Source organism: Dyadobacter sp. HNCC25DJ185 (assembly GCF_056895195.1).
Genome location: NZ_JBXHAR010000003.1, coordinates 544,387 through 567,448 on the forward strand (window position 1 = coordinate 544,387; position 23,062 = coordinate 567,448).

Here is a 23,062-nt window from a genome sequence, read left to right on the forward strand (position 1 = left end):
TTTTTTGAAATAAAATAATCAGAATACCCATTTGGAATTTTCCCTGACAATATGGGCGACTTGCGCCGGATTTCATACATTGGGTTAAAGAAACTTGCTTAATCATCAATTTCATGAAAAAAATCTCCTTACTGCTATTCCTTTTTGCAGCGTTTCATATTCATCCGCTTTCCGCCCAGACTAAGGATGTGGTGGTGGAAAATATCGTAAAGGAAGCTACAGAGAACTCGCAATTAGAGAAACTTGCCCACGAGCTTATGGACGTGATCGGCCCGAGGCTTGTAGGGTCGCCACAAATGATGCAGGCTCACGAATGGGCTGTTGCGAAATACAAAGGCTGGAACATTACCGCCAAAAATGAAAAATGGGGCGAGTGGCGTGGGTGGGAGCGGGGCGTATCCCATATTGATATGGTAGCCCCGAGAGTAAAATCGCTCGAAGGCATGCAGCTCGCATGGAGCCCGGGCACTGGTGGAAAGACCGTTACTGCCGATGTCATTATACTTCCAGACGTAGCGGATTCAATCGCTTTTCAAAAATGGCTGCCCTCGGTTAAAGGCAAGTTTGTGATGATCAGCATGAACCAGCCAACCGGACGCCCGGATTACAACTGGCAGGAATTCGCAACAAAAGAATCATTCGACAAAATGAAAAAGCTGCGTGATGAACAGACCGAGGCCTGGACAAACCGAATGAAAAAAACAGGTTACTCGACACGTACTTTACCGCCCGCATTGGAAAAAGCCGGTGCAGCAGGCGTGGTGATGTCTTATTGGTCAAAAGGTTTTGGGGCGAACAAGATTTTCGGTGCATATACTAAAGTAGTACCGACTGTGGATATCTCACTAGAAGATTACGGCTTACTTTACCGTTTGGCAGAATCGGGGCACACGCCTAAAATCAGCGTACGTGCCGATGCGAAAGAAACCGGTATCAGCCAGACTTTCAACACCATCGGTGAGATCAAAGGAACGGAGAAACCGAATGAATACGTGATCCTTTCTGCGCATTTCGATTCCTGGGATGGCGGTTCGGGTGCTACAGACAATGGCACCGGAACAATCGTGATGATGGAAGCAATGCGGATTCTCAAAAAGGTATACCCAAATCCCAAAAGAACAATCCTTGTGGGCCACTGGGGAAGCGAGGAACAAGGCTTGAATGGTTCAAGGGCTTTTGTGGAAGACCATCCCGAAATTGTCCAGAATATCCAGGCGGTTTTCAACCAGGATAACGGTACCGGAAGGGTCGTGAGCCTGGCCGGACAGGGATTCCTTCATTCGTACGACTACCTGGGTCGCTGGCTGTCGAAGGTGCCGGAAGCGATTAAGTCCCCGATCGAAACCAGATTCCCTGGCTCGCCCGGAGGCGGAGGTTCCGATTTTGCCTCTTTCGTTGCTGCCGGTGCGCCGGCGTTCTCGCTGAGCTCGCTCAATTGGTCGTATGGCACATATACCTGGCATACTAATCGCGACACCTACGATAAAGTCGTGTTTGACGATGTACGCAGCAATGCCATCCTTACTGCCATCATGGCTTACCAGGCCAGTGAGGACCCTGTAAAGACTTCCCGCGAAAGGATTGTTTTGCCGTTGAATGCAGACGGGAAGCCAGGTACGTGGCCGGAGATCAGAAAACCCACGCGCAAAGGAGGATTGGATTAACCATTCCTTATGTTTTTATTGAAAGCAAAGACATATATTGTCTTTGCTTTTTTTATTTACCGAATTTCAGAAACAATGCAAATCATACAAACGAACGAGGCTGACGAAGATATCTTAGTGATCAGATCTTTTGAACAGGGCTCCGAACCCGGTAACCAATCCATGTTCAAGGCGGAAAAAGGGGAATTGTGGTGGTTTTCATCTAAAGAGCTGTGGCTGGGATTGGGTAAAGACCCAAAGCTTCCCGCGGTAATCAAAATTTTCAGAACGCTTTTTTTTAAACGAAAAGACCGCTGGCCTGATCAGATCATATTGGATACCAGGGGATTCGGAGCAGATTGGGTTGAAAATGCGATCAATGGTATTCTACTCGGAGGGTACAACCTTCAGCTTTATAAAACAGAACCTAAGCCGTTCAGCACTTTTTTCAAAGAAGGTACATTGTGGATCTTAACAGACCCGGGATTGTCGGTAGAAATAGCTGTTTCGAATGCAACAAAAACGGGCAAGGTGCAAATGCGCGTCATGGACCTGATGAACGCACCGGGCAATTACAAAACCCCGTCGGTGCTTGCAGACTGGGCAAGAGAATCCGGAGAGAAGAATGGCTACCAGGTTACCATTTTTGATAAGGCAAAGCTGGAAGAATTGGGCATGCATGCGCTGCTGGCCGTGAGCAAAGGCAGCGATGCCCCCCCTGTGATGATCATGACAGAGTATTGTCCTGAAAGCTACCGGAAGACAATCGCACTGGTTGGCAAAGGTGTAACATTTGATACCGGTGGCATCTCTGTAAAACCTTCGGCCAATATGCACTTGATGAAAAGCGATATGGGTGGCGCGGCGGCAGTATTAGGCATGGTTGAGCTGGCTGCTCAGCTCGAACTTCCCATACGCCTGATTGGCGTCATACCTTCTACCGAAAATTGTATCGATGGCTCATCTACCAAACCCGGCGATGTGATTGGGTCTTACTCCGGAAAAACCATCGAAGTGATCGATACCGACGCTGAAGGCAGGCTGATCCTGGCGGATGGCCTCAGTTATGCCATCAGGCATTACCAGCCAGACGTCATCATCGATCTTGCAACGCTGACGGGCAGTGTGATACAGACGTTGGGGTACGAAGCGGCAGGGCTCTTTACGCCCAATGATATGCTGGCTGGTGAGCTGACCAAAGCGGGTGACATTTCCGGCGAGCGGCTATGGCGTTTACCTGTCTGGGACGAGTACAAGGAAGAGATATCGTCGGACATTGCGGATGTAAAAAATTACCATGGAAAGCCGCTGGCAGGGGCCATAGTAGCTGCCAAATTCCTCGAAGCATTTACAGAAGGCCATCACGCATGGGCGCACCTGGATATTGCAGGCGTGGCTTTCGGTGATACAGAATTCGCCCCTGCGCGCTCAGGAACGGCCTATGGCGTCCGTTTGTTACGCCAATATTTATCTGCACTTGCTTTTCAGGAATAAGGAAATAAGATTATAATTATGTAAATTCTGGCATTGAAATCGATTGCTACTTTCCACCAAATCTGTTTTTATGACTCGAACGCTTACTTTTCTCTGCATATCAACATACTTTAAGGGTAATGATTTTCTGAAAGCCTGTAAGGAAGCCGGTAATAAGGTTTTCTTGATCACCGCCAAGAAATTGGAACAGAAACCGTGGGTAAGAGAAGCTGTTGACGAGTTTTTTTATGTCGAGGAAGGAAAGGACGGCATCTATGACATGACCGAGATCATTAATGGTCTCGCGTACGTCATGAGGACCCGGCCGATTGACCGGGTGGTGGCGTTGGACGATTTCGATGTGGAAAAGGCGGCACATATACGTGAATACTTCCGTATCCCGGGCATGGGGCAAACAACCGGCAGATATTTCCGCGATAAGCTGGCCATGCGCACCAAAGCAGCCGAATCCGGGATTCTCGTTCCGGGTTTTTCATCTTTATTCAATGACGACGATATCAACCGGTTTATTGAAAGATATCCCGGCCCATGGATGATCAAACCAAGATCGGAAGCTTCTGCGACCGGTATCAAGAAAATGCATGATGCCGCTGAATTATGGCAGACTATCCACGAGCTGGGCGATAAGAGGCACGCGTATCTGGTGGAGCAATACAAGCCAGGTAACGTGTACCATGTGGATTCCATTTCATATAATGGCCGGGTTATCTTTTCCTGGAACAGCAAATACCTGGCCCCGCCATTCGATGTCGCGCACGGCGGCGGAATTTTCAGGTCGGTGACGGTCCCATTTGATTCTTCCGAAGAACATGCGTTGGAAACGCTGGCTGTGGATTTGCTAAAGGCATTTGGACTGAAGCATAGTGCCTCCCATACGGAGGTGATCCGCTGCCACGATGATGGCAAGTACTATTTTCTGGAAACTTCCTCGAGGGTTGGAGGTGCCAATCTTTCTGAAATGGTAGAAGCATCGTCGGGGATCAATCTTTGGAAGGAATGGGCGAAAATGGAAACTGCCGAGGCCAAAGGCGAAAATTACAAGCTGCCCCCGGTCCGTAAAGAGTATTCTGGGATCATTATTTCGCTTACCCGCCAGGAATGGCCCGATATGTCTGTGTTTAATGATCCGGAGATTGTCTGGCGAATGAATGAGCCTTATCACGTTGGTTTGGTGGTCCGTTCGAAGTCGCGGGAACGAGTGGTCGAACTGCTGGATAAATATGCCGACATCATTCAAATACACTATCACGCTTCCGCTCCGGCCCCAGAGCGGCCATCGCATTGATTTACAATTGATAATAAATTGCAATGTTTTGTTAACTTGGGATTTGTAACCTGAGCACTGGTTTTCAGCTGTATCATTTAGATTCTTTTGCTGAAACCCTGGATTTCTAAACATACCTAATCACATACCATTGCTTTTCGAGCACCCAGGCTGTAATAATTTGAAGCATACAGCCTGGGTGCTTTTTCTCAAGACTCACTTTCCTTTTTAACCTAACTATTATAAGCATGAGAACTTTTACGAAATACCTGATTGCCGCTTTGTTGATGAGTTCCCTGCTGATGGGTTGTAAGGATGATGAAATCGAGCCTGAAAGCAACATGACTTATGATGGTACAGACTACGAGCTGGCAAATGGATTATTGATAGATTATGGCAAATATGCTCCTCATGAAGGTAGTGATCAGGAGTTATTTCTCTCGTCCTCCGGGCTCACTGTTCGGGAGAAGGGTGGTAAAATTGACTCTATCTACGGATTGGGACACGCCATTTTTTTTCGACTTTTCACCGCTGGGGTTGGAGAACTAGCTGAGGGCGATTATAAATTCGACTATTCCCAAGGGCCTTTCAAGGCGGGAAGCTTTGTATATTCCTTCGCCTTTTTCAATCAGGATTTTGTAAAGGTCAAGAATATCTATGAGATGATACAGGGAACGGTTACGGTTAAAAGAAAAGGGGCAGACTATGTTATTTCTTTCGATTGCATAGAATCCGGCGGCAAGCATATCACCGGCTATTTTAAAGGGCCATTGAAAGTATATGACGAAAAGTAAGCAAGCTGTCTGTTTTCACGGTCTACACTTTGAATGCCTGCCTGCCCAATAACAGCCAGTTCCCTTTCACTTTCTGCCACACCAGCAAAACGCGGATATTGATAGGGGCAGGCTCTTTTCCTTTATTATGTGTTTCTCCGGTAAGTTTGTGCCTTACCAGTGCCACATCTCCCGAAAATGTGATAGTCTGCTCGCTCAACTCAATTTTTGTAAAATTGGCGTCCCCGCTGACCAAAGCACGGATAAACTCCTTTTTGTCTTCCAGCAACCCGTTGGAATGTCCGTAGGAAAGGGCAGGCGAGGTGAGTTTGTTCAGTTCGGCTTCATTCGCGTCGACCAAGGCAACCCTTAGCTTCTCAACTGCTTCAGTAACAGCTTTTTCGTCGGATTGTGCTTTAAGGCCAGTGCTGACAAGCACGAAAAGGGTTAAGAGTAATGTTGTCTTTCTCATGTCGGTTTGGCAGGTGACTTTGGGTTTCGGCGGAAACATCCGGTGATTAACAAGGATGGGCAAAATGCTAACTGCCCTGATATGGATAAAGTACCGAAGGAAAGGACCTTACTGCTTGGAGTCTTCAAAATGGAGAAGAAAAGTTGGCCTGTGCTTTAGGGTTAGACATATTCCACTTTTTTCAAAAATGCCTTCAAAGTGTCCAGCGCACCGTTTTGGACAATTGATTCCAGGTGGGCGGTGACAGTATTGAGAAACTCCTCATTTTTGGAAAGATCCTTGCCCCAGAAAGACTGCTCTTTCAGAATGGCGCGTACCATTTCAAGAACCGGGGTCATCTGCCACTTTTGATAAAAGTAGGCTGCTTTCTGGTCCTGTATCAAGTAATTGCCGCTGTTAAAAGAGCCATAGTAGTGTTCTCCTTCTTTTCTGGTTGCGCGCATATAACAGATGTAGGCGGCGATCCCAAACGTCATGTAATCCGGAATCGCTGCTTGCTTGCTTTCATAACTAAGGAAAGCTGGCATTACCCTGGACAGCATCTTTGCGGAATAGTTTTGATTGATGCTGAGCCATTGATGCATGATAAACGGATTGCGGAATCTTTCGAGTACTTGCCTGCTAAAATGCACTGCCACGTTTTCTTTCAGAGGATACGGAATGGCCGGTGCGATCTCGGCCTCCATCAAGTGAGTGAGATAAGCTGAGAAAAAAGGGTCTTCCATGGCTTCAGAAACGGTTTTAAAACCACATAAGTGAGCTAGGCCCCCTCCCAGTGTATGCGCACCGTTCAAAAGCCTAAGCTTTAATTCGCGATACATTTCGATGTCGGGTTCAATGATCAGTCCTTCGTCAACGCCAAAAAAAGTCAGCTTTTGCTTGATTCTTTCGTCGCCTTCGATCGCCCACAAGTGATAGCTTTCGGCCGTGATCAGCAGTTCGTCCTGGTAACCGAGCTCTGCTTCGAATTTCTTCCGAAACTCGGTCTCGGGCCTTCCAGGAACAATGCGGTCAACAAGAGAATTGCAGAAGAAATTATTCCTTTCGATCCAATCAATGAATGCGGGTTCCAATCCGTTCCGATGCGCAAGTTCCAGTACGATCGATTCCAGCTTTCTTGCGTTATCTGCAATCAGTTCAGTCGGGATAATCACGACGCCACACTCCGGATTTCCACCGAATGCTACATAGCGGGCATACAAAAAGGCGAGCAGTTTCCCCGGAAAAGATACCGGTGGCCACTGGTAAATGTCATCCTGTATCAGCTGGATACCCATTTCGGTGGTATTGGATATGACAATTGAGACTGCGGGATTTTTGGCAAGATCAAGGACCAGCGACCATTGCGTCTTGGCAGACAATACCCTGCTTATCGCCGAGGAGATGATATTCTCCTCAACGGCCTGGCCGTCCAGCGTACCCCTGGTACAAATAGTATAAAGATTATCCTGCCGGTCAAATGCCTTTAAATTGCCCTCATCAGTAGACTTGACGACAACTATGCGTCCATTGAAAACGCCGTTCCTGTTGGCCTTGTCGATAAAATAATCCGCCAGGCCGCGGAGGAATGCCCCTGCTCCGAATTGCAGCACTTTCTCCGGCAAATGAAAAACGGAATCGTCCGGAACGACCAGCGAAGGCTGGTTGCGAAGCTGACGGAGGTTCTCCCGGAATAGACGTCCCATGGCTGTTGATTTATTTAGTTGGAAATTCAGTTGACAAAGTCTTCGCGCATCGGGTTAAACACATCTATCAGGATACCTGCTTCGAGGCATAACGCACCATGAACAACGTGCGGAGGAATATGGTAAACGTCACCCTTAACGAGACGTTCTTTGCTCCCGCCAATTGTGATCTCAAACGCGCCGCTTTCGACATAGCTCATTTGTGTATGGAAGTGGCTGTGCAGTGTACCGATACCGCCTTGTTCAAATGCCACCTTGACAATCATCAGGTTGTTATCGTAGGCCATTACCTTCCGTTTCAGCCCAGCGCCGAGATCCTCCCAAGGCATTTCAGAATCAGAAATAAATGATTTTGTTTCTTTCATTTCTATCTTATTTAAGGTCAGGCATTGCTACCGGATCCATATCGGTGTAGTCTCTATTTTCTCCGGCCATACCCCAAATGAAGGAATAGCTCGCCGTGCCGCATCCCGAATGGATTGACCAGGGCGGCGAAATAATGGCCTGCTGATTGGCCACCCATACGTGCCGGGTCTCTGAGGGTTCACCCATGAGATGCAGAACCCTTTGATGATCAGGAACATCGAAGTAACAGTATACTTCCATGCGCCGGTCGTGGAAATGCGCAGGCATTGTGTTCCATACGCTTCCCGTTTGCAGGACGGTAAGGCCCATCACAAGTTGGCAACTCTGGATACCGTTTGTATGAATGTATTTGTAGATCGTCCTGTGGTTGGAGGTTTCAGCGCTTCCTACTGTCACCGGTGTAGCATCATCTTTTGTGAATAACCTGTTGGGGTGGCGTTGGTGGGCCGGCGCGGATAATAAATAAAAAACAGCCGGATCGGCGGGGTCGTTGCTGGAAATGGACAGGTTTTCGGTTTCTTTTCCCGCATAAAAACATTCCAGTTTGCTGATGTCGAATGATTCGCCGTCCGCAATGATCCGTCCGATGCCACCTATGTTGATAATGCCTATCTCGCGCCGTTCCAGGAAGTACGCTGATTTCAATGCATCGTAGGTTTCAAGCTTTAAAGTTTGCGTGGCCGGTATTGCGCCGCCGATTATCACCCGATCGTAATGACTGTAAACCAAATTAATCTGGTCTGTCTGGAAAAGGTCTTGTACCAGGAAATGGCCCCGCAAGGCTTCGGTATTCATCTGGGAAACTTCCCGTGGGCTGCTTTGAAAGCGGATTTGCATTGGTTTTTGGGTATTTGAAGTCGATTTGTGTTTTGTTATTCCACTCGATGCCCCGATCCCTAAGGGGAGACCCCGAAATTTCGTCCTTCGCGGTCGGGACACGGGGAGGCAGCTGCTACCTCCCCATCCAGCCGCCATCGACCGTCAGAATGGTGCCATTGACATAGCAGGACGCCTCAGAAGCCAGAAATATAACGGGCCCTTTAAAATCGTCAGGCGATCCCCATCTTCCTGCCGGAATGCGGTCGAGAATGGACCTGGCTCTGAGTGGATCGTTTCTTAAAGCTTCGGTATTGTCCGTTTCGATATAGCCGGGGGCAATCGCGTTCACATTTACACCCTTTCCTGCCCACTCATTGGATAATGCTTTGACCAGCCCCCCAATCGCACTTTTTGAAGCGGTGTAACTGGGAACATGGATACCGCCCTGGAAAGTGAGTAGGGAAGCTGTAAAAATGATTTTCCCCGTTCCTCTTGCAACCATCTCATAACCCAGTTCCCGCGATAGAATATACGGGGCATCCAGATTAATGCGCATCACCTGATCCCAATATGCATCCGAATGCTCCGCCGCAGGCTGCCGCAAAATTATCCCTGCGTTATTGACCAGGATATCGATACTTTGATGTTCTTCTTTAACCCGGTTTATAAAACTGTAAAGACTTTCACGATTTGCCAGGTCAACCTGGTAGGGATAAAAATGTTTTCCAGCAGCAGTGACGGATTTTTGAACCGTACTTCCCGAAGTTGAGAGCGATGAAGAAACACCAATGATATCAGCACCTGCTTCGGCAAGCGCCTCGGTCATTGCCATGCCAATTCCACGGCTACATCCGGTAACCAGTGCTGTCTTCCCTGATAAGTCAAACAATTTGTTGAGGGCCATTAAAGAAATCGGATTTGTCTTTTTCGGGGTAACGTCTAAATTTAGCGTCGTTGTAGAAAGCCTGCCGGTCAAACGAGTTTAGATCGAATAATTATAAATATCAAATAGTGAATTGTCTTTTTTTGTGCAATCGTTATCGGGAACGTTGTCAGTTGTCCGGAAGTACCAGATTTTGCCTTCGGATATTGGAATTGACAATTGGTCAGTAATTGAAAAAAAGAGAAGCGAATATTTTAAATCAATATTAAGTTGGAATAAACCAATTTTGTCTTGGAAGCAATTACGATCAAGGATATCGCCAAAGCATTAAACCTCTCCACTTCGACGGTTTCCCGTGCCTTGCGAAACAGCTATGAAATCAATGCCGAGACCAAGCGGTTGGTGATGGAATATGCCGAAAGAATGAATTACCGCCCCAATCCCATTGCTTTGAGCCTGAAAGACAGCAAGAGTAAGTCGATAGGGGTTATCATTCCTGAAATTGCAAACCATTTCTTTTCACAGCTCATCAACGGTATCGAATCCATTGCCTACAATCTGGGCTATCATGTCGTTATTTTTCAGAGTCATGATTCCTATGAGCGTGAGGTCGCCAACACCAATTATCTGGTTTCCAGAAAAGTGGACGGCCTCGTCATCTCACTGGCCAGCCTCACGACTAATCTTTTGCATTTCCAGGATTTAATGGAAAAAGGGCTTCCCATCGTTTTTCTCGACAGGGTACCCAAAGAAATTGAAACACATAAAGTGGTTGCCGATAATTTTGCGGGAAGCTATCAAGCAACCAGTCATCTGATCCAGAACGGAAGGAAGCGTATCGCACACCTTACGAGCCCGATTTACCTATCCATTACGACCGAACGATTGGCGGGATATAAAAAAGCTTTGGAAGATTACGGAATCCCATTTGATGAATCGCTGGTCAAATATTGTATCTACGGCGGGAAACTGGTCGCCGAAAATGAGGCAGCGATGGACGAATTATTCAGCTTGCCCGAACCTCCGGATGCATTTTTTACGGCAAGCGACCGGCTCACAACCGGTTGTATGTCAGTTCTTCAGCAACGTAATTTCAAAATCCCCGACGAGGTAGCGATTGTGGGGTTTACGAATATCAGTGTCGCGGAACTGCTTAATCCTCCGTTGACAGCAGTTGTGCAGCCTGCCATGGAAATGGGGCAGCAGGCTGTCGAATTACTAATCCGGCTGATTGAACATCCGCAGAAAAAAGGCGATTACGAAATCAGGTCACTGCAAACTTCTTTAATTTTACGCGAGTCTTCAGTTGGGAAGGCGGCATTCAAAATTTAAGTGAAAATGATATGATCAGTCTTCCAGTCGACGACGCGTTATTTAATTACCGGGTTGCCGGTGTCGCCGTTTTGAACGGGAAAGTGCTTTTGCACAAAACACCGGCCGATAACTTCTGGAGTTTGCCAGGTGGAAGAGCCGAGCTGTTCGAATTTTCCAGGAATACGCTTGTCCGGGAAATGGAAGAAGAAACCGGCATGGCTGTGCATGTTGGCGAAATGATCTGGATCTCGGAAAATTTCTTTCATTACAATGGTACACGGCATCATGAGATCGGCTTTTACTTTCTGATGAAAATCGTTGATCTAAAAGACCAGGCCGATTTTCTAGGTTCCGAAGGTCAGGAAGAATTGCTTTTCAAATGGTTTGACGTCAGTGACCTCCAGTCTATCCGGATATACCCCGAGTTTCTTGCACAAGAACTGATTAAAAACCCACTTCAAAACAAACATTTTGTATCAGACTTTGTTGACCTGGACAAATGATCGGTTTTTCGAACGGGGCCAAAGGATTTTTTGGGCTTCTAGTATAAATGAGTACCTCAAAATGCGGTTGCCAAATATACATGTCAGCAAAGCTTCTTATTATAAATGCCAGCATCCACTGTTTATGAAGTAGGTAGCCGAAGGATAGTAAACTTCTACCTAAAGTTCAGCTTAAATAAACGGTTCAAAAAATAGTCTATTAAATTTGTAGAGTAAATAGATTAATAATAACTTTGTGAGATCAAAGCGTTCGAGCACATTCCTGACAAAATCATGTATTACGAAATTGAAGATGAACTGGGCAACATTGCAACCTTGAATTTGGCACAGAGAGAGGTAGTTGAGCCAGTGGAAATTTTAAAAAAAGGCGATTTTGCGCCGCTCTTTTATCTTGGCAATGAAGAAGGTTTTCCGGTTACTTCTATTACTGGAGCCTCAAATGCGGCAGATTTACGATCTCTGATCGACCTGCTGCAAGCCAAACCGCTTGTTTTGAGCTTCTATTGTAATTGTTGGGGAAGGTATGCTCCGAAACATCTTGCTATGCTTCGGCAAATTGCGCCACAGGTGGAAGCGCTAGGCGGCCAGCTCCTGATCTTGACCAATGAACCCCGAAAGGAGATTGACCGGATCACCAAGAAACTGGAAATTGAGTTGCCGGTTTACCACGATAAAAATTACAATGTGGCGCGTTCTTATGGCGTGTACTCCGAAACTTCGCCAATTTGGGACCGAATCGCAGGCATCTCAGAGGATGTGTTTACACCTTCGCTGTTTGTGATTGGAAAAGACAGGCGGATCGGTTATGCATTCATCGACGAGAATTTCGACAATACCCCTGAAGTGAAAGCGGTCCTTAAAGAAGTTTACGACTGGAAGGGTCGAAAATAATATATCTACTTTATAATCCCGCATCAGGGCGGCTGTCATCCATTATCTTTGACAACCAGCCAGATGCGGGATTTTTATTTTTATCGGACTAAATAATTCGGACCACATGTTTTTGAAAGCGGGCTTACGATCCAAACTTCCCAGGGTAGGGACTACAATTTTTACGAAAATGTCGAGGTTGGCAGAAGAGCACCGGGCCATTAACCTCGCCCAGGGCTTTCCTGAATTCGATTGCGCGCCAGACCTGCAGAAGCTGGTTGACAAGTATGTCAGGGCTGGGAAAAACCAGTACGCACCCATGGCTGGCGTGATGACTTTGCGGGAAGCGATTTCGGAAAAAACCTTTTTGTCAACCGGCCATGAGTACCATCCCGAAACGGAAATAACCGTCACCAGCGGGGCAACAGAGGCTTTATTTGTAGCGATAAGCACCATCCTGCATCCCGGCGATGAAGTGATTGTGTTTGAACCGGCTTATGACAGTTATGTGCCAGCCATTGAGTTAAATGGCGGAACCCCGGTATTTGTGACGCTGGATCCCCAGTACGATTCGATTGATTGGGAAATGGTACGATCAAAAATGAGCCCTCATACCAGGGCAATCATCATCAACACGCCGCATAACCCGACAGGGAATGTATGGAAACACTCGGATTTGCGTCAGCTGGCTGTTTTGGCAGAAGAGAACGACTTGTTTGTAATCAGCGACGAAGTTTATGAGCATATCGTTTTCGACGGTCTCTCCCATATTTCGGCCGCTTCTATTCCTGTTCTGGCTGAACGGACATTCCTTTGCGGATCTTTTGGCAAAACATTTCATACGACCGGCTGGAAACTGGGCTATTGTCTCGCCCCTGCTGAACTGACTGCCGAATTTCGGAAGATCCACCAATATGTAGTTTTCAGCGTGATCACGCCTTTCCAGCATGCCGTTGCGGAATATCTTGTTGAACCCGAGCATTACTTAACTCTTTCGGATTTTTATCAGCGGAAAAGGGACCTGTTTTTTAATGCAATAAAAGATATCGGCTTTGTCACCAGACCTTCGGAAGGAAGCTTTTTTCAGAATGTATCCTATGAAAATTTGTCTGATGAAAATGACCGTACTTTATCAGAAAGGTTGACTGTTGAATCTGGCGTTGCTTCTATTCCGGTCTCTGCTTTTTATAACGAGATCACTGATTTCAGAACCCTGAGGTTTTGTTTTGCCAAGAATGACGATACTCTTTTAAAGGCTGCTGACGCTTTACAAAAAGCAGCCTGGTAATTGGAAAGTAAAAAACCGACAGGGTTTTGAGGATGCGAAAAAAGTCGTACATTGGAGGGACAAAATACGGAAATATGAGAAACATACAATATAAAATGCCAGAGGAAAGCGCGCCGCTGAGGATTGCGGCTGAGCCGGAAGTTTTGTATGTAGCACGAAAAAATGTGGAGATATTTTCAGTGGCCTTATTTAATGAATTAACTCAAAAACTGCTGTTTACGCAAGCAGAGTGGGCTGATATCCTCCATATCAGTGACAGGACTTTGCAGCGGTACCTCAAAGAAGGTAAGCCATTTGAGGGTTTGCATGCCGAGCATCTCTACCAGCTCGAAAATATGGCGGCGCTCGGCCTTCAGGTTTTTTCAACTCCTAAGATTTTTGACGAATGGCTTCGCAAACCAAGAATGGTTTTAGGGCAGGAGCAGGGATTTTCTGCATTGAAATCGTTTTGGGGCGTTAAGCTTATCTGCAATGAATTGGGCCGGATCGAGCACGGAATTTATATATGATTGTTTACAGGCTCGCAGCAAAGGAATATATCAACGACACCAGCGGAACAGGGGCGAAGCTGTTTGGGGGCAGATGGAACCCCATTGGGAAATCATGCATTTACGCCAGCTCCCACATCTCCCTGGCCCTTTTAGAGAAATTTGTTCACGCCAGCCATAAGGAAAATATGGAGCGCATCGCGTTGTTACGTATTGAAATTCCGGACGACCGGACAGCGATTTTCCAAACGGATGAGAAGCTTCTGAAAAAGAACTGGCCGGACGATGTATCTTATTCTCAATGGATTGGAGAGCAAATATTGAATGATCCGACTGTGATAGCCTTCACTGTACCTTCGGCCATTGTTCCTACCGAAAAAAATGTGATCCTCAATCCGGAGGCTACAGAATTTGCCAGGGTTAAGTTTCTGTCTGTTAGTGATTTTGCAACGGATTTCAGGTTACTCAGCAAGCTGGTTTCTGGCTAGCATTACGCCGCTATTTTTTGAAAAGCAGCGCCTTGATGGGCTGGATTCTGCTAATGATCAGGGTCGGGATCAGAAGTACGAGGGCTGAAATAACGACCGTGACCAAATTAACCATCAGAAAAATCGGCCAGTCGAAGACTATGGGCACAGTATCCATATAATAATTGACCGGATCCAGAGGGATCACCTCGAATTTGTATTGCAACCAGCAGACGAGCAGGCCAACGAGGTTACCGATAACCAGGCCTTTCCTGACCATATGCAGCCCAACCCTGAAAAACACCATTCTGATCTGTCTGTTCGGGCTTCCCAATGTTTTCAAGAGACCAATTAACGGGGTTCTCTCCATGATCATGACCAGCAGGATGGAGATCATGTTGAAACAGGCGACGAATAATATAAGTGTAAGAAAAACGGCCGTATTACGGTCCAGCAGAACCAGCCAGTCGAAAATCTGGGGGAAAGTACTTGTTACTTTTGAGAGGTAGATACCCGGCGGCACCACTCTGCGTAGGTGATTGGTAACGTTGTCCAGGTTTCTGAAGTCCTTGAGATAAACTTCGTAAGTCCCCACGGAATCTTTACCCCAGTTGTTCAGCCGCTGCACCAATGCAAGGTCTCCGATGATGAGGTTGTTGTCAAATTCTTCCATTTCGGTATCATAAATACCGCTAATGGTCAGTTTGCGTGGCCGGGGAGGATTCTGCAGAGAATACATAATCACATCGTCACCTACTTGCAAGCGAAGCTGCGAAGCAATTTTCCGGCTGATCAGAATTTCAGAAGAATAACCATATTTTATGGAAGAGGAATCGTTATGGCCGATGAGGCGCCCATGCCTGAGGTTTTTTTTAAAAGTATCCCAATCATAGTCTTTGCCAACGCCCTTCAATACAACACCTTTGATCTCGTCTGGTGTTTTCAGGATCCCGGATTTGTGCGCAACTGTCTGCCAGCGTTTTATTTCAGGAATAGTGGGTAAAACATCTGAAACGGGATTTTTGATGGCGAGAGGTCCTTCCTCGTAAACATTTCCCTGTGAAAATGCACTGATGTTAATGTGTGCGCCAAAAAGGAAAATTTTTTGCTGAATGGTTTGTTTGAAACCGAGCAACACGGCAAATGCGATGATCCCGACGGCAATCCCTATGGCGATACTGGCAACTCCGATCCGGGAAACAGTAGCAGAAAAGGAGCCTGCTTCATTATGACGGATCCGTTTGGCGATGAATGAGGGGAATTGCAAGAGGAATCAGTTAATTAATTTTGATGTTAACAAAAATAGGCAAAAACTTTGCCCGTATGAAAAGGCAATTTTTTATTAAGTTGCCAGCATCAACACAATCCACTATCCATGCCACTGATCAAAGTTGCTTCCGGAGTAGTAAACCAAACGCCCATGGCTTGGGATACTAATACCAGAAATATCATTCATGCTATCGAAGAAGCCAGGAGGCAGCAGGTTAGTTTGCTCTGTTTACCTGAGCTGTGTATTTCGGGATATGGGTGCGACGACTACTTTTTCGCGCCTGATATGGTGGAACAAGCCCAAAAATGTCTTCTGGAAATTGTTCAGGAAACGGCCGGGATGATTGTTGCTGTAGGGCTTCCCGTCCGCCATAACGGCAGTTTGTACAATACAGCTTGCCTGATCTCCAATAAACAAATCCTTGGTTTTTTTTGTAAGCAAAATCTCGCCAATAACGGCATTCATTATGAGGCTCGGTGGTTTCGTCCATGGCAGCCTGGTATGGTAGAAAGTATTGAAGTAAACCAGATGTTTTACCCTATCGGGGATATCACTTTTGACGTTGCGAGCGGCCCAATACAGGGAGGTTCGAATGGGGTCAAGATTGGATTTGAAATTTGCGAGGATGGTTGGGTGTCCAATCGGCCAGCCAGAAGGCATTACGAACGTGGTGTGGACATTATCCTGAATCCCAGCGCCAGCCATTTCGCTTTTAACAAGTTTATGACGCGGGAAAAACTTGTTGTTGACGCTTCCAGGGCTTTTTCGTGCAGTTATATTTATACCAATTTACTGGGCAATGAGGCCGGTAGGGCTATTTACGACGGTGATGCCATGATCGCGTCGAACGGGGATTTACTTACTTCAAGCCCTCGGTTCAGCTATGAAGATTATCTGATCACAACGGCGGTTATTGATACTGATAATACCCGTTTGAGCCAGGTGCAGAGTAAAATTGCCACGCCGTCCAAGGATCGGACGTGGCGTGTCAACGGTCGTTTTGATTTTCCAGAAATTGATCCAGTTTCATCTCAGGTGCCTGACATAGAGGCTTTTGAAAAAGGTGGGGCATTGAAAGAAGAGGAATTCGCCAGGGCAGAATGTCTCGCGCTGTTCGACTATCTGAGAAAAAGCCGGTCCAATGGATTTACGATTTCACTTTCCGGCGGAGCCGATTCCTGCGCCTGCACTGCATTGTGCGGTTTAATGATCCGGCTTGCCGACGAAAGCATTGGAATGGCCCGGTTGAAACAAAAGCTTTCCTACATCAGGGAGATCCAGGATGCGGAAACAGAAGAAGATATTGCCAGGGCGCTGATCCACAACATTTATCAGGGAACCGAAAACAGCTCATCAGATACGCTGGAATCTGCGCAGTCTTTGGCGGAGTCTATCGGATCTACTTTTTACAATGTGAATATCAATGGGCTTGTCGAAACATATAAGGGGTTAATTGAGGAGCAAATAGGCAGAAGACTTTCGTGGGAGCAGGATGATATCGCGTTGCAGAATATACAGGCGAGGGTTCGTGCCCCCGGGGTTTGGCTATTGACCAACTTGTCCAATCACTTATTGCTGGCGACTTCCAATCGCTCCGAGGCGGCGGTTGGGTATGCGACCATGGATGGAGACACTTCGGGAAGTATCAGTCCGCTGGCCGGTATTGACAAACATTATTTACGCCAATGGCTACGCTGGCTTGAAACGGTTGGTTGTGAGGTGAAAGGCAAGCATATCCGGATTGAGGGCCTCAAAAAAGTAAACAGTTTGCAACCCACTGCTGAACTGAGGCCATTGTCCCAAACCCAAACTGACGAAGCAGATTTGATGCCTTATGAGTTTTTAAATGATTTGGAAAGACTTGCGATCCGTGACAAGAAGTCCCCTCTGGTATCCTACCGGAACCTATATGTGCGTTACAAGGGATTATACAGCACCGATCAGCTACTCACCTGGACCGAGCGGTTTTTTAAGCTTTGGAGCCGTAATCAATGGAAACGGGAACGTTATGCGCCATCGTTCCACCTGGATGATCTGAACCTCGACCCGAGGTCCTGGTGCCGTTTTCCTATCCTTTCCGGCGGATTTGAGACTGAATTGAGCGAACTGAGAGAGTACGTCAGTAAAGGTTCTTTGCAACATGGGAAAAAGCGGATCGGGTTTTAAGTTTGATACCAGATATTCTTATCTTCTTTTTGAAAGCATCTCTGGTTCAGACTGATGACAAAACCGAACAGTCAGACATTCAGAACAGCAAGTCATAGTCCAAGAAATAGTTGAGTACGCGGATTAGATTTTAATTGCAGAGCCGGACACCTGCCTGGAACCCGAGCCAATTGTAATTCTCTTGTGCCTGGTTTGGCGTTTGTCCAAGCCAGAGTGGTTTGAGGCCTTTTTCGTTACTGATGACAACATTGGAACCACTACCCAAAAAGTTAAGCGACGGGCCTGCAAAAAGGGCAAGCTTCCTGGCAAGCTTTTTCTCAATGCCGAGCGAAAACTTCAGCATTCCCGTATCTATTTCATCAATTCTTTGATTTTTGAAGATGATTGCATTCAAGGTGAGGTCCGCATTGACGGTCCAGCCCTTGCCAAGTCCCTGCGCCGTCCCAAATCCATAGCCAAGACCCAGCAATGGTTTATCGGGCAGGGTTCCGTTGAAACCAAGACTAAAAATGTTGTAAAATCTGCTGACACCGGTTTTGAATGCCGTATTGAAATAGTTGAATTCGTCCGAAGAGAACTCGTAACGCCTGAAACCGTTGCTGTAAACAAAACTAAAAAGCCCGAAAGGAACAGTTGCCGTGGAGTCGGCATAATTTACCGCACCGATCTGGTGCCCGCTTCGGACCGTATGGGCGTAATTGTAGCCTGTCGAAAACTGATAACCTTCCAAAATTCCCACTACCACATTGCCAACCCCTGCCACCTGAAAACCAGAGAAGTTTTGCCCTGTATAGTTAATGAAATTGCTTCCTTGAAAACCCGTGAAATTGCCGAGCGTCAGGTTCAAAAAATTGGCGTATTGAAATCCGGTCACATGGTGTCCGACTATATTGCCGATTCCTGCCAATTGAAATCCTCGCACATCTCCGCGTACGACATTTAGAATACCTCCTACTTCCAGTTTATTGACGCCCAACGAGTAGCCGGCTATCAGGTTCACTGAATAATCGTTTACGATATTTCCGCTGAGCTCATGATTGGTCCCTAGAAATGGCAATACCGACGCCTGGAAAGAACGGTATAAAGTGTCCTGAATATTTCGGGTATGGATAGCTTGTTTTGCGGAAGCAAATGCGCTCACAAATCTGTTTTGAACTTTCTGATAGGTAGTTCTCAGTTTTGTGTAGTCAATTTTCTCCGTTTGGCGGCCAATGGCGCTGCTATCCGGAATAGTGTCTGGCAAAACTTCAACAGTGGAGGCGAACCTCACATTAGATACCACAATTTTGTGATGAAGTGAATCGGCTTTTGATGGAATCAGCGGGGCTGTTTTACCTGCCAGCTGCCTTAGTGTATCAGGATTGAGGTTGATCTGCAGGTAAGTGTCCTGCCGGATTGACAACGGTATACTTTTGCCGATATAGTCTTCCTTTCGCACTTCAAGCCTTACTGAGGAAGAACTTGTCGGCAAACGGATCTTGTAGTACCCAAATTGGTTGCTGACCGTTGAAGCCAGTGTGACCGATTCATAGATACTGGCGTTTGCAAGTTTCTGGCCTGTCTTATTATCGATGATATAACCGTTCAGGTTAAAGTTCTCGGGTTTTTCGGGTTCGGCAGGAGCATTGCTCTTTTGAAGGATCACGTATTTTCTTCGTTCCTTAAATGTGACGGTTCCTTTAAAAAGCTCGTTCAAAACATCGCGGATACTTTGATTGGTAACCTGAACAGAAACTTTAGCTTTCACGTCAATCATATCAGGACTGTATGAAAAGCTGAAACCGCCGAGATCACCGATTTTCTGAAGGATTTCATCCACAGGTTTATTGGTGACTCTTAAAGTGATCCTCCTTTCAAGCAAATCCTGCGCTATCGCACCATGGATGCTTGTTGAGAAGAAAAAAATCAGTAGAATAGTGATTTTCAAATCGCTCCTGATCAGGTGATTAATGCGGAATGAAATCTTATTGACAGCCATTTCCGTCCAGCCAATACACTTTTCCCTCTTTTCTCAGATTCAGGTCTAAGGTCTCTGCGATAACAGAAAGGGTCGCATCCAAAGGCTCTTTTTCAAACCGGATCGTCAGTCTGCATTGCGCAATCTGCTGATTGGAGAGCCGCACATCTACATGGTATCCATCTCTTATAGAGGTTATTACATCGTCCAGATTGGCTGCGTTGAAGTCGTAAACTTGCGTCTTATAACCCATCATATTGATGTTGGCCCTCAAACTTATAATAGAATCGTTGTGAACTTCGGCTCCTTCGCCTTTTACCAATTGTACCTTTTTGCTATCCTTACTCACCTGCACTTTACCAGTAGCGACGTCCACCCTGACTGGTGATTCCTGATATGCTTTTACATTGAAGGAAGTTCCCAGCACGCGGATTTCAGTGCCCTTTGCGGAGATGACAAAGGGATGTTCCGCGTCGGGCTTAACTTCGAAGAACGCTTCACCTTTTAGAGATACCGTTCTGAAATCACCCTCAAATTTTTCGGGATATGTTAAGGAAGAATGGTAGTTCAGGAAAACTTTGGTGCCGTCGGGAAGGATTTTCTCGCTGGTATGATTGGTAGTCGCAATCTCCACAGGTTCGGAAAAATGACCGGACTGGAAGAGAAACCAGCTGAAAGCGGCCAATATCAATGTTACCGTGGCGGCGATCCAAAGTACCCAAGGCATTTTTCGCTTGACTGAAGTGACAAGCGAAATTTCCTTCGTTTGTAATTTGGCTTCTATTGGAGCAGACGAGGAACTTGCGGTCATTTTTACTTTCATCTTGCTCCAGGCAGCATCCGTGTTTACTTCGAATTTTTTACCAAGAGTACCCGAATGGTCCCAGATCAAGCGATAGGCGGCAAATTCCTTTTGATGAAGTGGCGATTGGGCAAGCCAGTTGTCCACTTTCTGCTTTTCTTCTTTTGAGGCAGTTTCTGCCAGATAGCGTGCTAACAGCTCCTCGGATATGTTTTCATGAAGTTGGCTCATGGTTACGATCTGATTAACTGTTCAATAAAAAAATAAACCAACCACAGCATCGACGGGAGATAATCCGCGAGTTCGACACGTAAAAGTTTCAGCGCCTTTCCAATCTGATTTTCAACTGTCTTGATAGAAATTCCCAATTGATCTGCTATTTCCTGGTATTTCAATTCCTCAAAACGGCTTAGCCGGAATGCTTTCTGGCATTGCTCGGGTAGGGTGCGCACGGCTTTCTCAATACGCTCTTCCAATTCATTGGCATGGATCACCTCGGTGACTGAATCATAGGATTGCGATGCGAAATGGAGGGTATGCTCCTTGTGTACTTCCCGGACCGACGCGTGCTTAAAGCGGTTGAGGCAGTGATTGTGCACGGCACGGTACAAGTAGGATTTAAGGGAAAGTGTAATTTCGAGATCCTCCCGTTTTTCCCAGATTGTAAAAAAAACAGTTTGAACGACTTCTTCCGATTCCTCCTCATCTTTTAACAATGAGCATGCATAATGGCAGAGACGCGGATAATAAGTGCGGAAAGTAAGCTCGAAAGCTTTTTCCTCACCCCGACGTATCGCGTTAACTATTTCCGGGTCGGAAGAATACACCGATATCTTTTTTTGATTTTCGGTCAAAAATAAAAAATCTCTTTCGATAAGTGGTTCCGGAAATAAAAAAGCAGTTGCTGCCACGTCTGAAATCCTTTTTAACTATGACAACCCGGCCCGGCCTAACCCCTACGGATAAAAATATTTTTTTCATATAGGGGGCTTACAGAAATGGTTTGTCATAGGGCAAAATCAGAACCAAACATTTTATTAGCCATGAAACAGTTATTATTTTCATCCATTTTCATTCTCGCCAGTCTGCAATCCTGCGATTACGTCAATTCAGATGACAACATTCCGCCTCGGGGACAAAGCACCAGAACTTTTGATTTTAAGGATTTTGACAAATTGGCCATGGGGGATGCCTATCGAATCCACGTGAGGGCTGGCGCGAGCTTCGCCGTATCTGCAACAGGAGAGCTTAATGATCTTGACGATCTGGACATTTTCGTCCAGGATCGCGAGTTGGTGGTCCGGTACGAAAATTCCCGGAAAAACAGGAAGCGAATGGACATTGACCTTACAATGCCAGATCTGGAAAAGGTCGAATTTTTCGGAGCAGTCAACGCTGATATCATAGGTTTCGAAAGTCTGCCAAGTATAGAATTTGATTTGTCAGGGGCAGCTAAATGTGATTTCGAGGGTTCTGGGAGGGATTTTAAATTCGACTTAACGGGAGCTTCCAAGCTAACTTTGGTGGGAAAAGCCAAATACCTGGATGGGCAGTTGTCCGGAGCGTCTGAGCTGAGTGCATTTGAATTACCGGTAGAAGAATCTAAATTGGACGCAACGGGGGCAAGTACTGCGAAAGTATCGGCTTCCAGCATTTTACAAGTCGACGCCAGCGGCGCGAGTACCGTCAGGTACAAAGGCACCCCTAATGTAAACAAGAAAGTGTCGGGAGGAAGTACCGTCAGACAGGAATAGTTCTATTTGATCATGCCATACCTGGCTTTTGCCTGGCTTTTGGACATACCGTCGAAATGCCACCACTCGGTGGTATTCGCCCGAAAGCCGGCCTGGGTCATCACTTTTCTCAGCAATTGACGGTTCTCGATTTGCCTGACGGTTAATTTTCCTTTTTTTAGCATTTCCTGCTCGGATCTAGGGTAGGCCAGGGGGCCGAAGTAGTCGAATTTGGTCCCCATATCCAATGGATTTCCATTTTGATCTGCAATGGTCAGGTCAATAGCGCAACCGAAATTATGGTTAGAGCCAATCTTCGGGTCTGCAACATACATGGTTTTGCTTCCGGCTGGAATTTTCAGGTCATCCAAGGCATCCCACAGATTGTACTGGACGGAGTTGGGCCTTGCCGCGTCGTAAACAAGCAGGCTGTAACCGGGGTTGGTCCGGCTTAGTAAATAATTGGCTTTCGCGAGCCTTTTAGCCATTTCAGGTTGTAGATAAGCGCTTTCCAGTGTGCCATAAACATCCTTGTGGGTGAAATTGTCAGTAGTCGAATATTTGAGCTCGACCTTTAGCTTAGGATCAACGTTCTGAATATTGACCAACCCCTGCGCAATCATTTTTTGCTCAATTTCAGGTAGGTTTTTCGAATTTTCGACGGCCTGGGCAAATGATTTCAAACAAGAAACGAAAATCAGCACCATGGGAAAAACGGCCTTTATGAACATAAAAAAATGAATATCTTTGCGAAAAGCTGCAAAGATATTCATTTTTGATTTCTTGCCTCCCGAAGTGGTTGGGG

The 23,062-nt window shown here is 46.3% G+C and carries 22 protein-coding genes; 12 read left to right on the forward strand and 10 right to left on the reverse strand.

The features are described from left to right. The first annotated feature begins 113 nt into the window (after positions 1 to 113). The 4 genes from AC1XUF_RS10915 to AC1XUF_RS10930 all read left to right on the forward strand — a co-directional run bounded on the left by AC1XUF_RS10915 (position 114) and on the right by AC1XUF_RS10930 (position 5,195). Entirely contained in the window at positions 114 to 1,664 is a 1,551-nt protein-coding gene (locus tag AC1XUF_RS10915; RefSeq protein ID WP_483341818.1) for a M20/M25/M40 family metallo-hydrolase, read from the forward strand. A 75-nt stretch (positions 1,665 to 1,739) separates the two neighbouring features. Next, positions 1,740 to 3,137, forward strand: coding sequence for a leucyl aminopeptidase family protein (locus tag AC1XUF_RS10920; protein WP_483341819.1), 1,398 nt, complete (start codon positions 1,740 to 1,742; stop codon positions 3,135 to 3,137). A 70-nt stretch (positions 3,138 to 3,207) separates the two neighbouring features. Further along, on the forward strand, positions 3,208 to 4,422 hold the full coding sequence (locus AC1XUF_RS10925; RefSeq protein WP_483341820.1) for an ATP-grasp domain-containing protein: 1,215 nt from the start codon (positions 3,208 to 3,210) through the stop codon (positions 4,420 to 4,422). Between the two features lie 227 nt (positions 4,423 to 4,649). Beyond that, on the forward strand, positions 4,650 to 5,195 hold the full coding sequence (locus AC1XUF_RS10930; RefSeq protein ID WP_483341822.1) for a hypothetical protein: 546 nt from the start codon (positions 4,650 to 4,652) through the stop codon (positions 5,193 to 5,195). Positions 5,196 to 5,217: 22 nt separating this feature from the next. Here the strand turns inward: AC1XUF_RS10930 and AC1XUF_RS10935 are convergent, their stop codons facing one another. From AC1XUF_RS10935 to AC1XUF_RS10955, 5 genes are all read right to left on the reverse strand, one after another. Then, complete coding sequence (locus AC1XUF_RS10935) at positions 5,218 to 5,646, reverse strand: nuclear transport factor 2 family protein (protein WP_483341823.1); 429 nt, start codon at positions 5,644 to 5,646, stop codon at positions 5,218 to 5,220. 161 nt (positions 5,647 to 5,807) lie between these two features. Beyond that, complete coding sequence (locus tag AC1XUF_RS10940; protein WP_483341825.1) at positions 5,808 to 7,331, reverse strand: tagaturonate reductase; 1,524 nt, start codon at positions 7,329 to 7,331, stop codon at positions 5,808 to 5,810. 26 nt (positions 7,332 to 7,357) lie between these two features. Then, the gene (locus AC1XUF_RS10945) at positions 7,358 to 7,696 is read right to left on the reverse strand and encodes a cupin domain-containing protein (protein WP_483341826.1); all 339 of its coding nucleotides are present in this window, start codon (positions 7,694 to 7,696) and stop codon (positions 7,358 to 7,360) included. Positions 7,697 to 7,703: 7 nt separating this feature from the next. Further along, positions 7,704 to 8,534, reverse strand: coding sequence for a 5-dehydro-4-deoxy-D-glucuronate isomerase (kduI, locus tag AC1XUF_RS10950; protein ID WP_483341827.1), 831 nt, complete (start codon positions 8,532 to 8,534; stop codon positions 7,704 to 7,706). Positions 8,535 to 8,649: 115 nt separating this feature from the next. Beyond that, positions 8,650 to 9,420, reverse strand: coding sequence for an SDR family NAD(P)-dependent oxidoreductase (locus AC1XUF_RS10955; protein ID WP_483341828.1), 771 nt, complete (start codon positions 9,418 to 9,420; stop codon positions 8,650 to 8,652). 270 nt (positions 9,421 to 9,690) lie between these two features. Here AC1XUF_RS10955 and AC1XUF_RS10960 point away from each other — a divergent pair, with 270 nt between their 5' ends. From AC1XUF_RS10960 to AC1XUF_RS10985, 6 genes are all read left to right on the forward strand, one after another. Further along, positions 9,691 to 10,731 (forward strand): LacI family DNA-binding transcriptional regulator, encoded by a 1,041-nt coding sequence (locus AC1XUF_RS10960; RefSeq protein WP_483341829.1) that lies wholly within the window; start codon positions 9,691 to 9,693, stop codon positions 10,729 to 10,731. Between the two features lie 11 nt (positions 10,732 to 10,742). Further along, the gene (locus tag AC1XUF_RS10965) at positions 10,743 to 11,216 is read left to right on the forward strand and encodes an NUDIX hydrolase (RefSeq protein WP_483341830.1); all 474 of its coding nucleotides are present in this window, start codon (positions 10,743 to 10,745) and stop codon (positions 11,214 to 11,216) included. A gap of 273 nt (positions 11,217 to 11,489) precedes the next feature. Continuing rightward, positions 11,490 to 12,107 carry a peroxiredoxin family protein gene (locus AC1XUF_RS10970; protein ID WP_483341831.1) on the forward strand — a complete coding sequence of 206 codons (618 nt, stop codon included), beginning with the start codon at positions 11,490 to 11,492 and terminating at the stop codon, positions 12,105 to 12,107. A 106-nt stretch (positions 12,108 to 12,213) separates the two neighbouring features. Further along, positions 12,214 to 13,374, forward strand: coding sequence for a methionine aminotransferase (locus AC1XUF_RS10975; RefSeq protein ID WP_483341832.1), 1,161 nt, complete (start codon positions 12,214 to 12,216; stop codon positions 13,372 to 13,374). Between the two features lie 74 nt (positions 13,375 to 13,448). Further along, positions 13,449 to 13,883 (forward strand): type II RES/Xre toxin-antitoxin system antitoxin, encoded by a 435-nt coding sequence (parS, locus tag AC1XUF_RS10980; protein WP_483341833.1) that lies wholly within the window; start codon positions 13,449 to 13,451, stop codon positions 13,881 to 13,883. Beyond that, on the forward strand, positions 13,880 to 14,350 hold the full coding sequence (locus tag AC1XUF_RS10985; protein ID WP_483341834.1) for an RES family NAD+ phosphorylase: 471 nt from the start codon (positions 13,880 to 13,882) through the stop codon (positions 14,348 to 14,350). The genes parS and AC1XUF_RS10985 overlap by 4 nt, the downstream gene beginning before the upstream one ends. A gap of 10 nt (positions 14,351 to 14,360) precedes the next feature. Here the strand turns inward: AC1XUF_RS10985 and AC1XUF_RS10990 are convergent, their stop codons facing one another. Then, entirely contained in the window at positions 14,361 to 15,596 is a 1,236-nt protein-coding gene (locus tag AC1XUF_RS10990) for an ABC transporter permease (protein ID WP_483341835.1), read from the reverse strand. A 108-nt stretch (positions 15,597 to 15,704) separates the two neighbouring features. On the opposite strand from AC1XUF_RS10990, the gene nadE reads away from it, so the two are divergent. Continuing rightward, the gene (gene nadE, locus AC1XUF_RS10995; RefSeq protein WP_483341836.1) at positions 15,705 to 17,765 is read left to right on the forward strand and encodes an NAD(+) synthase; all 2,061 of its coding nucleotides are present in this window, start codon (positions 15,705 to 15,707) and stop codon (positions 17,763 to 17,765) included. Positions 17,766 to 17,895: 130 nt separating this feature from the next. Here nadE and AC1XUF_RS11000 read toward each other — a convergent pair whose 3' ends face one another. The 3 genes from AC1XUF_RS11000 to AC1XUF_RS11010 are packed head-to-tail and all read right to left on the reverse strand — an operon-like array spanning position 17,896 to position 21,378. Next, complete coding sequence (locus tag AC1XUF_RS11000) at positions 17,896 to 19,743, reverse strand: STN and carboxypeptidase regulatory-like domain-containing protein (protein WP_483341837.1); 1,848 nt, start codon at positions 19,741 to 19,743, stop codon at positions 17,896 to 17,898. Next, positions 19,730 to 20,755, reverse strand: a complete 1,026-nt coding sequence (locus AC1XUF_RS11005; protein WP_483341838.1) for a FecR family protein — start codon at positions 20,753 to 20,755, stop codon at positions 19,730 to 19,732. The genes AC1XUF_RS11000 and AC1XUF_RS11005 overlap by 14 nt, the downstream gene beginning before the upstream one ends. Positions 20,756 to 20,757: 2 nt before the next feature. Then, positions 20,758 to 21,378, reverse strand: coding sequence for an RNA polymerase sigma-70 factor (locus AC1XUF_RS11010; RefSeq protein WP_483342025.1), 621 nt, complete (start codon positions 21,376 to 21,378; stop codon positions 20,758 to 20,760). 189 nt (positions 21,379 to 21,567) lie between these two features. On the opposite strand from AC1XUF_RS11010, the gene AC1XUF_RS11015 reads away from it, so the two are divergent. Further along, on the forward strand, positions 21,568 to 22,278 hold the full coding sequence (locus tag AC1XUF_RS11015) for a head GIN domain-containing protein (RefSeq protein WP_483341839.1): 711 nt from the start codon (positions 21,568 to 21,570) through the stop codon (positions 22,276 to 22,278). A 2-nt stretch (positions 22,279 to 22,280) separates the two neighbouring features. On the opposite strand, the gene AC1XUF_RS11020 is transcribed toward AC1XUF_RS11015, so the two are convergent. Beyond that, positions 22,281 to 23,030, reverse strand: coding sequence for a M15 family metallopeptidase (locus AC1XUF_RS11020; RefSeq protein ID WP_483341840.1), 750 nt, complete (start codon positions 23,028 to 23,030; stop codon positions 22,281 to 22,283). Positions 23,031 to 23,062: the final 32 nt, after the last annotated feature.

Bases quoted from the DNA above. Each gene is read 5' to 3' on its own strand.
- parS (WP_483341833.1), top strand. From the start codon at position 13,449: ATGAGAAACATACAATATAAAATGCCAGAGGAAAGCGCGCCGCTGAGG.
- AC1XUF_RS10965 (WP_483341830.1), top strand. From the start codon at position 10,743: ATGATCAGTCTTCCAGTCGACGACGCGTTATTTAATTACCGGGTTGCC.
- AC1XUF_RS10955 (WP_483341828.1), bottom strand. From the start codon at position 9,420: ATGGCCCTCAACAAATTGTTTGACTTATCAGGGAAGACAGCACTGGTT.
- AC1XUF_RS10935 (WP_483341823.1), bottom strand. From the start codon at position 5,646: ATGAGAAAGACAACATTACTCTTAACCCTTTTCGTGCTTGTCAGCACT.
- AC1XUF_RS11015 (WP_483341839.1), top strand. From the start codon at position 21,568: ATGAAACAGTTATTATTTTCATCCATTTTCATTCTCGCCAGTCTGCAA.
- nadE (WP_483341836.1), top strand. From the start codon at position 15,705: ATGCCACTGATCAAAGTTGCTTCCGGAGTAGTAAACCAAACGCCCATG.
- AC1XUF_RS11005 (WP_483341838.1), bottom strand. From the start codon at position 20,755: ATGAGCCAACTTCATGAAAACATATCCGAGGAGCTGTTAGCACGCTAT.
- AC1XUF_RS10930 (WP_483341822.1), top strand. From the start codon at position 4,650: ATGAGAACTTTTACGAAATACCTGATTGCCGCTTTGTTGATGAGTTCC.
- AC1XUF_RS10985 (WP_483341834.1), top strand. From the start codon at position 13,880: ATGATTGTTTACAGGCTCGCAGCAAAGGAATATATCAACGACACCAGC.
- kduI (WP_483341827.1), bottom strand. From the start codon at position 8,534: ATGCAAATCCGCTTTCAAAGCAGCCCACGGGAAGTTTCCCAGATGAAT.
- AC1XUF_RS10970 (WP_483341831.1), top strand. From the start codon at position 11,490: ATGTATTACGAAATTGAAGATGAACTGGGCAACATTGCAACCTTGAAT.
- AC1XUF_RS10920 (WP_483341819.1), top strand. From the start codon at position 1,740: ATGCAAATCATACAAACGAACGAGGCTGACGAAGATATCTTAGTGATC.
- AC1XUF_RS11020 (WP_483341840.1), bottom strand. From the start codon at position 23,030: ATGAATATCTTTGCAGCTTTTCGCAAAGATATTCATTTTTTTATGTTC.
- AC1XUF_RS11000 (WP_483341837.1), bottom strand. From the start codon at position 19,743: ATGGCTGTCAATAAGATTTCATTCCGCATTAATCACCTGATCAGGAGC.
- AC1XUF_RS10940 (WP_483341825.1), bottom strand. From the start codon at position 7,331: ATGGGACGTCTATTCCGGGAGAACCTCCGTCAGCTTCGCAACCAGCCT.
- AC1XUF_RS10925 (WP_483341820.1), top strand. From the start codon at position 3,208: ATGACTCGAACGCTTACTTTTCTCTGCATATCAACATACTTTAAGGGT.
- AC1XUF_RS10975 (WP_483341832.1), top strand. From the start codon at position 12,214: ATGTTTTTGAAAGCGGGCTTACGATCCAAACTTCCCAGGGTAGGGACT.
- AC1XUF_RS10945 (WP_483341826.1), bottom strand. From the start codon at position 7,696: ATGAAAGAAACAAAATCATTTATTTCTGATTCTGAAATGCCTTGGGAG.
- AC1XUF_RS10915 (WP_483341818.1), top strand. From the start codon at position 114: ATGAAAAAAATCTCCTTACTGCTATTCCTTTTTGCAGCGTTTCATATT.